Origin of the sequence: Vibrio bivalvicida, from assembly GCF_001399455.2 — a bacterium.
In the GTDB taxonomy this organism is placed as follows: domain Bacteria; phylum Pseudomonadota; class Gammaproteobacteria; order Enterobacterales; family Vibrionaceae; genus Vibrio; species Vibrio bivalvicida.
The window spans coordinates 1-12,054 of record NZ_LLEI02000032.1 but is presented as its reverse complement, the minus strand read 5'-3'; the positions used below and the strand labels follow the sequence as shown (position 1 = coordinate 12,054).

The following is a 12,054-nucleotide window of genomic DNA, read 5'->3' as shown; positions in this document are numbered from 1 at the left end:
CAGCGGGACAATCTAAACGAAAACGGGAACAAAGTCCCGTCTTAATTACCGAATCTTAGATTTTACCGGGCAGAAGTTTGTTGACAACATAAAGCCCCTACAACCCTTGTGATTACTTACACTTGATCGATTCAAGCTCTTTGATTGACGCGTTATAGCGCTTCAGTGCGCTATCAATCTTAGTCGGGTGACTGAGTAGGTCTGCAAACGCTGAGCGCAGTTCATAATTTTTGTCGTGCGGTTTCGCTTGACGATCACCAAAGGTCACTTTTGCTAATTGACCCAGTTCATCACTACGAGACGCCAGTGCTTTGATATCTTTTTGTTCTAACTGCAACCATGCTTCAACAGCTTGATTAGTGGCCACTTTTGCTGGATCTTGTTCAAGATAATAGTGAACGGCTGCGCGGTTGAGCTCGAAATGGTTTTTACGTCCTTTGAGAAACCACTCGCTAACTTCGCTCAATTCAGGGTATTGCTTTGAAGTTAGCTCGGAAAGATCTTCGTACCAATGAAGAGACGCATCGATATACGCGTCATACTTTTTAGATAGACAAGCATTATCAGCTGCAGTTGCAAATGTAGAGGTTGCAGTAAGCAGCATTGCAACGAGAGTACGTTTCATAGTGATTCCTTTTAAGGCGAATTATTATAGTTTCTAGTTATCTAATTTAGCGTTAGCTAAACTTGTTGGGCTTGTAAGCGCATAATATAGAGGTTTTGCATAACAATTCCTGCGATCTAGCCTGCAAGTGAGACAAAGAACAGCATCAGTACAGGTACGAGAAGACTGAGTATGAAACCACTGACTATTGCGATTGGTACGCATCGAACGCCACCTGTAGTTTGAATCACAGGTAAGGTGAAATCCATCGCAGTTGCACCAGCATAACCAATCGAAGTGCAAGGCTTAGTCCTTATAAATAGTGGGATAAGGACCAATGCGATTAGCTCGCGTAGCAGTTCTATCATAAAAGACGCACCACCATATACAGGTCCAAAGGCATCCCCCATTAGTATGCCTGCTAAAGAGTACCAACCAAAACCAGAGGCCATGGCCAACCCTTGGAAAGGATCTATATCGAGGATCAATGCGGAAACAATCCCCCCAAGCAAAGAGCTAACGATGATCACTATAGCGATCAGCATGCCGTGCTTGTTGAGCAATATTTGACGTAATGTCAGGCCACTGTTACGCAATTGGATGCCAATAAAAAACAGCAACAGAAATAGGATCCATTCACTAGCAGTATCTACCCAGCTCAGATCAAAGGGAACGAGCAAGCCTCCAACGAGTCCACCGCCAACAACCAATATTAGTTTTGCAGACTCCATCGCCATTTCAGACAGAGGCAGTTTTGTATTGCTGGCGTCAGTTTTTATTGGCAGCCATTTATCAATTAATGGCAATACAGCAAGATTCGATAGACTCAAGCAAACAAAGAACACCGCGGTCGTTTTTAGAATCAGTTGCAGGTTTTGCCCCAAATTATCAAGTGCAGCTAAGCTTAGCCCCATCAGGGCCAAAATCACGTAGATCAAGCTAGATGTGCTTGAGTTAATCTTGTCGAGTAGCGACTTATTGGTGATAGAAATGAAATACCCCACAACAAGTGGGGCAAAGATAAATAACATCCCTGAAAACATGGTACTTCCTGTCTAGCGGCTATAAACCACTCGCGCTAATAAGTTCATCTATCTGTGTATTAAACTCAATATCACTTAAATTACTGAGTTTGTACAGTATATCTGCGCCTGTAATATCAAATTCTACAGTGTGTTCAGTGATTTGTTCATCTTGTCGACGGAACATGAGGATATGATTAGCAATTCGAGCAACATCCAAGTAGCTCACTGCCACGTCTGTTTTGTCGATAACTTGGTTTGAAGCCACTTCAAGAAAGTCGTTGTCAAACCCCCAGCTTTCGAGGACGAGTTTACTCGCGTTGGAGCACTGACGATCGAAAATCTGGAATGCTATATCTTCATCAAGGTAATTACCTTGCTCTAGATAGTTGTGATACTCATTGACTATGCAAAATAGGCCAATATCAGCGAGAAGGCCAGTAAGCAAGGCTTTGTCTGTCTCCAAATGACTGTAGTTTGGTGAGCCAGATTCTTTGAATCCACGCACCACTAGCACCATGGTTGCCGCCAGTTCTCGTGAGTTTGCAGCACTTTGTACCAAGACGTTGTTGCACGACTGACTGAGATTGACCGAGTGTTTTAGTTGTTCAATCGCTTGGGCAGTGACAATGTCTCTTACACGAAGGATACCTAGACGAGATACAGCGGTAACTAAATCGGTACAAGTGATATTACGACGATTAAAAATAACCGAATTCGCGACACGAATGACAATCGCTGCAAGACCTGGATCTTCAAGTAGGCTATCTGCAACATCGGAAACAGTGGTGGTATCTTGGGTGCAAAGTTGCTGAATCTTTAACACCACGTCGGAAATAGGAGGAAGAGAAATAGTACGCGACTTAATTGAGTGCTCAATTAGGACTGAAAACTCAGACTCGATGCCTTTGAGTAATAGTTCGCCATTCTCTGGGAGCCAATAAAAAGATAAGTGGTTCATATATACGATAAGATTGGGGTACTCCATATAGTGTACCGCTTAACGTTATATATTAGCAAATTATTGATATTACTTATTGATAATTCGCGCAGCATTTTATCTGGATGTATTCCCTTGTTCATAATCAGGTTAATGCAATAACTTGTGATGTTGTTCACGATATAACATCAATTGAGTGTCATTGATGTGACCAATGCACAGACTTATTTTGTTTCGTTAACTATCATTCTTAGTACTTGCTATCAACCAAACTAAACAATAACTAACACTATAGTTGGGTTGTGTTTTAATTTTTCGCTTATTACTGCTGCTATCTGGTGATCATAACTAATCGGGGTATTTGATTAAGGATCAATGGATATGACTGAGCAACTATTTATTCAATACGTAAAAAGGTTTGGCGACTTTCAGAAACGATCTATGTTTGGTGGTACAGGGTTGTTTAGGGATGAGGCCATGTTCGCACTCATCAGTGCAGATAAAATATTCATTAGAGGTGGTGAGAGTTTAGATCAGGTACTCAGTCAATTAGGCTGTGAAAAGTACCGCCATGTAAAAAAACAGACCACTGCTACGGTGAATTACTACGATATTACTCAGCTTTTTTCTAGTAACCATCAACAACTGAGTGATTTGGTTGAGCAATCAATAAATTTTTCTGTGTCACAACGTGAATATAAGCGCTCATCAGCGAATAGACGTCTACGAGACCTACCTAATATGCAACTGACGCTAGAACGTATGGTGAAAAAGGCCGGAGTGGAGGATGTCGATACATTTCTTGAACTTGGTGCACCTGCTGTGTTTTCGCGAGTGAAGCAAGCTTACGGTAGTGATGTAGATGTGAAACTGCTTTGGAAATTTGCCGGAGCCATCGAAGGTATCCATTGGAAGCTTATCCAAGAGCCACGTAAACGTCAGCTTTTAGCCAGCTGTAATTAAACTCTTGCCACTTCAGAGTTATCGTTAGAAGTGGAATGCTCAAATGCAAATGGATTTGCAATAAAAAACCGAGGTCGTAACCTCGGTTTTTTTGATCTCGACTCGATTAGTACTTAAAGCGAGTAGTGAACATCAGTTGATCACCGTAGAAGTCGTTAATGCGAGCTTCTGCACCTATTGAGAAAAGTTCAGTAGAGTGGAAACGAATGTAAGCAGAACCTGCCCATTCTTTATTGTTGTCAATGGAAATGTAGCTACCTTTACCACCGACCTCTAACTGAGGACCAAGCCATTGACGAACGCCAAGGTTTAACTCCATACCAGTTTCTGTACCACGGTCTAACCCGAAGCGGCTTTCATTACCCGTATCAACTAAGCGGACAAGCATCTCACCAGTGAAATCAGCCCAGTTGTTGATTGGTGCATGGAAACCAAAACCCGCGGCAGCATCGTAATCGCCTTCGAATTCAGAATCGATACGACCGAGAACATGTGCGTTGGGGTGAATAGACTTGCTCATTGCAGCGCCGAAAGTGACAGGGCTAGCACCGATTCGAGCCTCAAGGTAGTCATAATTAAAGTTGCTCATTACCGCTGGGCTACCCGGTTCGGTCTGAGCAAATGATTGACCAGATACAAGCACAAGTGCTGCAGCTAAGATTGTTTTACGCATGGGACGATAAACCTATATCTTGTTAATTTCCTTGGTCTTTAGCGACATCAGCGCCATGACATGTGAGTCTGTGACCCCGATACGACATGATAATGCATCATAGCAACAGTCACTATAAAAATGTCATTGTTTTGTCGTTATTTATTCAATTAAGCAATTAATATGCCGCATTTGCGTGTTTACTCACCATAATAAAGGCGATTTTTAGCCATCGCTTCGAATACTCTTTCTGTTTCGAGTACGGATGCCCAAGGCATTAACTCCGGTTCGTGCTCAATCATATATGTTGTAAGTTGGTTTTTGAGGATCTGGCGTAGCTCATCGCCCTGCCAAGGTTTGGCAATATAGAAATCTAGGCTAGAGTGGTTGACGGCTTCTACGGTGTCTTCTAACCCTGCTTGGCCCGTGAGAAGCAGCTTTCTCGTTGGTTGGGTTGGTTCATCTTGATTAAGTTCGATTAAAAACTGTATCCCGGTCTGCTCCGGCATAATATGGTCACAGAGAATCAGTGCCAATTTTACGTCTTCTTGACGTGACTCCGCGATCAGTTGTTTCGCTTCTTGGACCGATTCGGCTGCCTCGACAATGAAGTGTTCTTCAAAACAGTCAAGATCCTGCATTACGCTGTCCAATACTTCTCGTTCATCGTCAACACATAAAATAAGGTATTTATTCATTTAGGGCTCCTAGACGATAGGGGGACTTGGCTGAACGGCAGCCAAACCGACATTTTAGTAAACTGATTAACGACAGAGTCAACTTCAATTCTCCCACCGTGTTGGAGGACAATTTGTTGACACACAGATAGACCAATACCTAAACCAAAGTTTCCCTCCTTCTTAGTTGTAAAGTTGAGGGTAAACATTTGCTGTTTGATGGCGTCAGGAATACCACAACCATTGTCGGTAAAAGAAACAACCACCCAGTCGATTTGATTTTCAGACACTCTACTTGTTTCAACTCTTAGTTCGCCTTTATTAGGGAAAGCATCGATAGCATTGGAAATCAAATTGGTCCAGACTTGCTGCAAGGCAATAGGTTGGCACTGTATCTGAGGGATATCGGAATAGACACGTTCGACATGATGAAATTTAAGGCGGCTTTCAAAGATGACTAAGGTGTCTTCAATACCTTCGTGGATATCGACCAAGTGAAACTTCTCGTCATCTGGCCTTGCATAACCTTTTAAGCTTTTGACCATATCGGCAATTCGACCTGCACAGACGTTAATCGAACGTAATGTCGAACCCGCCAAGTGGTAGTCTTCTAATCGTTCAAGCTTACTTAAGGTGTTTTCAGGTTGAGCCTTGGCTAAATGAATCCATTCATCTCTATCCTCTAGCCCTAGTTTGACCAGTTTTTTTGCAAGGTGTCGATCATTAAGTTGCTCCTCGAGAACTTTCGCCAGCTCCCTTTCTTTGGCGGTTGAGCGTGGTCTTTGGCTGAGCCCTTCTTGTAGTACTGATACTCCATCTAGACTGACTTGCTGTACCGAACGGCCATCAACCAATTGCCGAATTTTGCTTGTTAGTGTCTCTGTTCCTCTAAGAATTGCTGCTATTGGATTGTTAAGTTCATGAGCAACGCCCGCGACGAGCTGGCCAAGCATTGCCATTTTCTCGCGTTCAATCAGTTGCTTATGAGCAGATTCGAGTGATTCAAGGGTTTTTTGTAGTTCAAGCTTGGTATTGATGCTTCGTTGAAGGCGCCGATTAAAATGCCTAAGCAGTAGGTTAGTAAACAGTGGAAGTAAGGTCATGTTGGAATGCATGACCTTTGAAAAAACATCTCGATCCAACTTAATGACTTCAGTTTTTGAGAGAGTCACAGCCGTTGAAAAAGAAGGCTCTCCGGTGACAAAAGACATCCCCCCGACAATGTTCCCTTGGGTGTGCCTAACTACTTCGCGTTGCATTCCCACGTCGTCTTTTTTGTATAGTGCGACTTCACCTTTGGTAATAAACCAAAGGAATTGGTTTTCTTCACCTTCGATGGTGAGCAAATGTTCAGGAGAGTATGTTCGGCACGCCTGAGTCTCATCCTCTTGTGCGAAGAAATCGAGCAGGGCAGTCGAGACCTTTTCGGCGAGTTTCTGGTCGGACAAACTATGATGATCAGAAATAAAACCTTCACGATAGCTTCGCATTTTTTGCTCGATATGAGCGCGAAGCAACCTGTGCTGGTCAAGAACTTGGCTGTAAGAAAGCAAGTTGTCTTTGTCGTTTTTGAGAATAAACGTTGTCAGTTCTTTCTGCGCAGTTTTGTGAACTAAATTGTCTTGCAAAGGCTTGGTTAAGCAGTGATCTAAGCGGCCATCGTTGACCGCAGATAAAATCGCTTGGATGTCTTGGCCACAGCTAATTAGCACTTTTCTTGCACTTTGTGTATGGGTATTTCTATCTAGCTGAATAAGGAAGTCGGCACCATTAAAAGTCTCGTGATGGCTCGCAATTACAAGAGCGACAGTCTGTTTTTGCTCAAGGCAATATTCTAACGCAGCGTGGGCGTCTTCCAACGTGTCTGCGGTATGAAGATCAAACTTTGCAGCAAAAGGACTGAGCTCTCGCCTTAGCTGCTCAATGCTAATGGGGTTGTTATCTAAACAGAGTACGGAAAATGGGTTCACGACTAGGCTACAATTTAAAGATTGACACGTTTTACTCTACCAAGGATGGCAATTGAGTATTGAGAGCTAAGTATGAGAATTTTGTTTGTTTTTTGCAGAAAGACAATACTCTGATTTAACTCAATGTTTTTTGGTGTAGACTTAATGAAATCAATAAATAAGACGTATTTATCATGGATCTAAAAAAAATGGGCGCTATTGGCGGCGCTATTTCGCTTGCGTTATGTTGGCCTTTGGCTGTAGGACAAATTGGACAGACGGTAATACAAGATGGTGTAACACACCTGTCAAATGAGTCAGTCAATGCTGAAGTTGTCGAGTATGATCGCGGCTATTTATCATCGACGGTAAAAACACGTTACACCATTCTCGAACCGGCACTTGCTGAACAGTTAGCGATTGACGGCTTACCATCAGAAATTGTGGTGAGCAGCAATGTCAGTCATGGTTTGTTTAGCTTAAAGGCTGAATCTGTTATAGAGAATGCGCCTGAGCTGCCTTTAACATTAGAAACAGTGACCCAGCTCAACGGTAACACGGATTATGTGCTGAGCCTGGCCAACTGGAATCAGATAACGGATGGGCCGGAAGGTGCGATTGTCTCTGTAACACCGTCGACTTTGAAAGGGCATGTTAGTGTACTTGGCGACGTGACATATGATCTCGATATTCCTTCGGTAGAGATTGACTTCAACTCCGGTGAGAAGATGCTGTTATCGGGCCTAACGGGTCAGGGTGAAGGCAAGAAGATGAATGGCTTCTGGATTGGTGAACAGACGATGAATCTAGATGAAGCGTCTGTACTCAACGTTGATCAATCTCCACTATTTGCTTTGAACGATAGCAAATATACTTTCCTTAGCTCTTTCGATGAAATGGCTAAGACTGTGGGTAGTCAACATATCGTAGATCTCAATAATCTAGTGATGGCAGAGGGTAATGTAGACAGCGTGTCTATCGATCTGTCCTTTGGAGATCTCGACAGCGTGGCTTTCGAGCACTTGATGAATCTATATCAAAACAATCCGATGCCAACCAATTCGGATATTGAACAAGCGCTCCCGTATGTTGAAAGTTTGTTTTCGAAAGGTTTTTACTTTGCCATGAACAAAATGGCGGTAAAACTTGGCCAGGAAAGTGAGTTTGAATCGAAGTGGAAGATTACTGTACCGCAAGGGACAGATAATGTCGCGCAGAATCCAGCATTGATCTTACCCGCTTTGACCGGTGATCTTGATACCTTTTTCTCAAGTGGTTTAGTTACTCAATACCCGTTTATTAAACAGGGCATTGATGAAGCAATGGCGATGGAACTCATTCAGCAAACCGAAAATGGCTACCAGATTCAAGCTGAATTAAAAGAGGGGAATTTGGTATTTGAGAATGGTCAGCAGATCCCTCTAATGGCGCTGTTTTTGCCAGCGTTAATGCAACCATAATTACCCAATTTACATGTTTAACGCGAAAAGAGGCCTTAAGACCTCTCTTCTTGCTTTTTATCATTCATAAAACATGGTATTAATCGAGTAATCTCTTAATCAAGCATGCGCAAGGAAAGACTAGATGAGCAAGGTTTATAACTTTAGCGCAGGTCCAGCGGGCCTACCTAAAGCTGTGATGGAAAAAGCACAACAAGAATTCGTTGATTGGAGCGACTTAGGGACTTCTGTAATGGAGATCAGTCACCGAAGCAAAGAATTTATCAAAGTCGCGGAAGAGGCCGAACAAGATCTACGTGACTTACTTAGTATCCCTGACAACTACAAAGTGCTGTTCTGTCAAGGTGGTGCGCGAGCTCAGTTTGCGGCAGTGCCTTTAAACCTCCTTGGCTCGTCGAAAAAAGCGACTTACATTGACGCGGGATACTGGGCAGAAAGTGCGATTAAAGAAGCGGGGAAGTTTTGTGAAGTTGATGCTTTTGACGCTAAAACGGAAGTTGATGGTAAAACGGCCGTAGTCCCTGCGAACGAATGGAAGATTTCACCTGATACGGCGTATGTTCATTTTTGCCCAAATGAAACCATTGATGGCATAGAGATCAGCGAGCTTCCTGATACGGACAAACCTATCGTTGCGGATATGTCATCTAACATCCTTTCTCGTGAAATTGACGTAGCAAAATATGGCGTGATTTATGCCGGAGCACAAAAGAACATTGGCCCTGCAGGGCTATGCATAGCGATTGTTCGAGACGACCTATTAGATCTAGCTAACGACCTTGTACCTAGTTTTATGAGCTACAAAGTCTTGGCAGAGAAAGACTCAATGTTTAACACACCGCCAACTTTTGCTTGGTATCTGTCCGGCCTTGTATTTAAGTGGTTAAAAGAGCAGGGTGGTGTCGCTGAAATAGAGAAGATCAATAAAGAGAAAGCATCACTACTCTATAATCAGATCGATAGCTCGGACTTTTACATCAACAACGTGCAGCAAGCTAACCGTTCTAGAATGAATGTTCCGTTTCAGTTAGCGAAACCTGAGCTTGATGGTGCATTCCTTGAGCAAGCAGAGAAACGTGGCTTGGTCGCTCTTAAAGGACACCGCGCAGTTGGTGGAATGCGAGCTTCAATCTACAACGCTGTTCCTTTAGAAGGGGTACGGGCTTTGGTCGAATTCATGCAAGAATTTGAAGCTCAAAACGCTTAATTTACCTGTTCATTTTTCGCAAGGCTCAACTATAAGTTGGGCCTTTTTAAATGTTGAAGGCATAAAAAATCGCAGCGATGGCTGCGATTTAGTGTGAGGCTTAGCGTCGTTTCGGCTTACGTCCTGCTGGTGGTTTGCCTGAACTATTGTTTGTTGGCTTTCCATTACGGGTATCCGTTGGTTTACCGTTTGGTTTTCCTCCATGAGTAGGCTGCCCCGTACTCGTTCCTTTCGGGTTTCCGCTTCTACTTTTTCCTTTCTGATCGCCATGCATCTTTTCGAATCCAGGCTGGCTTTTAGTATGCTTGGTGGCAAAACGCTGCGAACCGTGACGACCGGACTTACGACGTTGAGCTGGTGTTTTGGCATCAACATCTTCTGCAGGAACTAAGCAGTTTGCCTTGTCGCCAATCATATGCTTTTTACCCATGCTAATTAAGGCTTCGCGAATCAAAGGCCAGTTAGCCGGGTCATGATAACGTAGTAGTGCTTTGTGCAGACGACGTTGACGCTCGCCTTTAGCTACTGGGACCTCTTCACGCTTCTTGTACTTCACACGTTTCAGTGGGTTGGTCTCTGAGTAGTACATTGACGTTGCATTGCACATTGGAGATGGATAGAAGTTCTGTACTTGGTCACATTCAAAGTTGTTTTTCTTCAACCAAAGTGCCAAGTTGAGCATATCTTCATCTTCGGTGCCAGGGTGAGCAGAAATAAAGTATGGAATTAAGTACTGTTTCTTTCCTGCTTCAGCGCTGAATTTTTCGAACATCTCTTTAAAGCGGTCATACGCACCCATTCCCGGTTTCATCATCAGATCCAGAGGGCCTTTTTCTGTATGCTCGGGGGCAATTTTTAGATAACCGCCAACGTGGTGGGTCACTAGTTCTTTGACATATTCTGGAGACTCAATTGCTAAGTCGTAACGAACGCCAGATGCAATCATGACTTTCTTAATACCGTCTACTTTACGAGCTTCACGGTAAAGATCGATCGTGTGTTTGTGGTCGGTGTTGAGTTTGTTACAAATACCTGGGAAAACACATGATGGGCGTCGGCAGTTAGCTTCTGCTTTAGGATCACTGCAACCTAAACGGTACATGTTGGCTGTTGGGCCGCCGAGATCGGAAATAGTACCTGTAAAACCTGGCACCTTGTCACGAATCTCCTCCAGTTCAGTCAAGATCGATTCCTGAGAACGGTTTTGGATGATACGACCTTCGTGTTCGGTGATGGAGCAGAACGAGCAGCCACCAAAACAGCCACGCATAATATTGACCGAGGTTTTGATCATGTCATAAGCAGGAATTTTGGCTTTACCATACATTGGGTGAGGCACACGTGCGTAGGGTAAACCAAAAACGTAATCCATCTCTTGAGTTGAAAGAGGAATCGGTGCTTGATTGACCCACAGTTCACGATCGCCGTGGCGTTGAATCAAGGCACGACCTGAATACGGGTTAGTTTCAAGGTGCATGATGCGACTCGCATGAGCGTACAGAATACGGTCATTATTGAGCTTTTCAAACGGTGGAATGCGCACCACAGTGGTTGCCGCATCATGGCGCGATGGGCGAATGCTAATTGGCTGCGCTCCGCTTTCCTGAGTTTTCGTTTTGGTGTCGCACTGTTCCTCAACCGCATACGGGTTTGGAGGAATAAATGCTTCTTTACGTGGTTTCTCAATGCGTGAAGAGTCGATCACCTTGTAGCCTTCAGGCGTCGCAGGCAGATTGACCGCTGTTCCACGAATGTTTGTTAGCGAAGAGATTTCTTCCCCATCTGCTAATCGATGCGCAACTTCGACTAGTGCTCGCTCTGCATTACCAAATAGCAAGATGTCTGCTTTGGCGTCAAACAGAACCGAGCGACGTACTTTGTCAGACCAGTAATCATAGTGAGCGAGACGACGCAGGCTGGCCTCAATGCCGCCCAGAACAATAGGGGCACCTTTATAAGCTTCGCGACAGCGCTGTGAGTAAACTAAAGTAGCACGGTCAGGTCGTTTACCACCTTCATTGTTAGGTGTATAGGCATCGTCATGGCGGAGCTTACGATCTGCAGTGTAGCGGTTGATCATTGAATCCATGTTACCAGCCGTGATGCCAAAGAACAGGTTAGGTCTACCCAATGCCGTAAAGGCATCTTTGTTGTTCCATTCTGGTTGAGCAATTATACCCACTCGGAATCCTTGCGCTTCGAGAAGGCGTCCAATAATCGCCATACCAAAGCTAGGGTGATCGACATACGCGTCACCTGTTACGATAATAATGTCACAGCTATCCCATCCTAAGGCATCCATTTCTTTTCTGCTTGTCGGTAGAAATGGCGCAGTGCCGTAGCATTCTGCCCAGTATTTTTTATGCTCATGAATAGGAGTGATATTGCTGTACATATTTTGTTCTCTGTTCCAGGGAGCGCGAATTATAGCGACTTGGGCGGTGACTATCTACCTCAATATGTCTCTGGTTATTACGACTAAATAAACCTTATTCAGTGATTGGAAAGATAGGCAGTACTAAAGTGGGCTTTGTTGCTTAAATCGATGGAACTAAATCAAGAAGCTACGATCTGATCGGC

Annotated in this window: 10 protein-coding genes; 3 read left to right on the top strand and 7 right to left on the bottom strand. The window is 43.9% G+C overall.

Annotated features, from left to right (window positions below; translation table 11 throughout):
- Positions 1-112: 112 nt before the first annotated feature.
- The 3 genes from APB76_RS11010 to APB76_RS11000 all read right to left on the bottom strand — a co-directional run bounded on the left by APB76_RS11010 (position 113) and on the right by APB76_RS11000 (position 2,587).
- Positions 113-625, bottom strand: a complete 513-nt coding sequence (locus APB76_RS11010) for a hypothetical protein (protein WP_054961668.1) — start codon at positions 623-625, stop codon at positions 113-115.
- Positions 626-741: 116 nt separating this feature from the next.
- Complete coding sequence (locus APB76_RS11005) at positions 742-1,647, bottom strand: lysine exporter LysO family protein (protein WP_049844959.1); 906 nt, start codon at positions 1,645-1,647, stop codon at positions 742-744.
- 19 nt (positions 1,648-1,666) lie between these two features.
- A complete protein-coding gene (locus APB76_RS11000; RefSeq protein WP_054961669.1) occupies positions 1,667-2,587 on the bottom strand; it encodes an HDOD domain-containing protein in 921 nt (306 codons plus the stop codon).
- A gap of 354 nt (positions 2,588-2,941) precedes the next feature.
- On the opposite strand from APB76_RS11000, the gene APB76_RS10995 reads away from it, so the two are divergent.
- The gene (locus APB76_RS10995; RefSeq protein ID WP_054961670.1) at positions 2,942-3,529 is read left to right on the top strand and encodes a TfoX/Sxy family DNA transformation protein; all 588 of its coding nucleotides are present in this window, start codon (positions 2,942-2,944) and stop codon (positions 3,527-3,529) included.
- A 106-nt stretch (positions 3,530-3,635) separates the two neighbouring features.
- On the opposite strand, the gene APB76_RS10990 is transcribed toward APB76_RS10995, so the two are convergent.
- From APB76_RS10990 to APB76_RS10980, 3 genes are all read right to left on the bottom strand, one after another.
- On the bottom strand, positions 3,636-4,202 hold the full coding sequence (locus APB76_RS10990; protein ID WP_054961671.1) for a hypothetical protein: 567 nt from the start codon (positions 4,200-4,202) through the stop codon (positions 3,636-3,638).
- Positions 4,203-4,381: 179 nt separating this feature from the next.
- A complete protein-coding gene (locus APB76_RS10985; RefSeq protein WP_054961672.1) occupies positions 4,382-4,879 on the bottom strand; it encodes a response regulator in 498 nt (165 codons plus the stop codon).
- Positions 4,876-6,828 carry an ATP-binding protein gene (locus tag APB76_RS10980; RefSeq protein ID WP_054961673.1) on the bottom strand — a complete coding sequence of 651 codons (1,953 nt, stop codon included), beginning with the start codon at positions 6,826-6,828 and terminating at the stop codon, positions 4,876-4,878. Before APB76_RS10980 ends, APB76_RS10985 begins: the two co-directional genes overlap by 4 nt.
- 173 nt (positions 6,829-7,001) lie before the next feature.
- Between APB76_RS10980 and APB76_RS10975 the strand changes: the two genes are divergently transcribed.
- Both APB76_RS10975 and serC read left to right on the top strand, forming a co-directional pair.
- Positions 7,002-8,267, top strand: a complete 1,266-nt coding sequence (locus APB76_RS10975; protein WP_054961674.1) for a DUF945 family protein — start codon at positions 7,002-7,004, stop codon at positions 8,265-8,267.
- A gap of 124 nt (positions 8,268-8,391) precedes the next feature.
- Entirely contained in the window at positions 8,392-9,474 is a 1,083-nt protein-coding gene (serC, locus tag APB76_RS10970; protein ID WP_054961675.1) for a 3-phosphoserine/phosphohydroxythreonine transaminase, read from the top strand.
- A 100-nt stretch (positions 9,475-9,574) separates the two neighbouring features.
- Here serC and APB76_RS10965 read toward each other — a convergent pair whose 3' ends face one another.
- The gene (locus APB76_RS10965; protein ID WP_054961676.1) at positions 9,575-11,869 is read right to left on the bottom strand and encodes a YgiQ family radical SAM protein; all 2,295 of its coding nucleotides are present in this window, start codon (positions 11,867-11,869) and stop codon (positions 9,575-9,577) included.
- Positions 11,870-12,054: the final 185 nt, after the last annotated feature.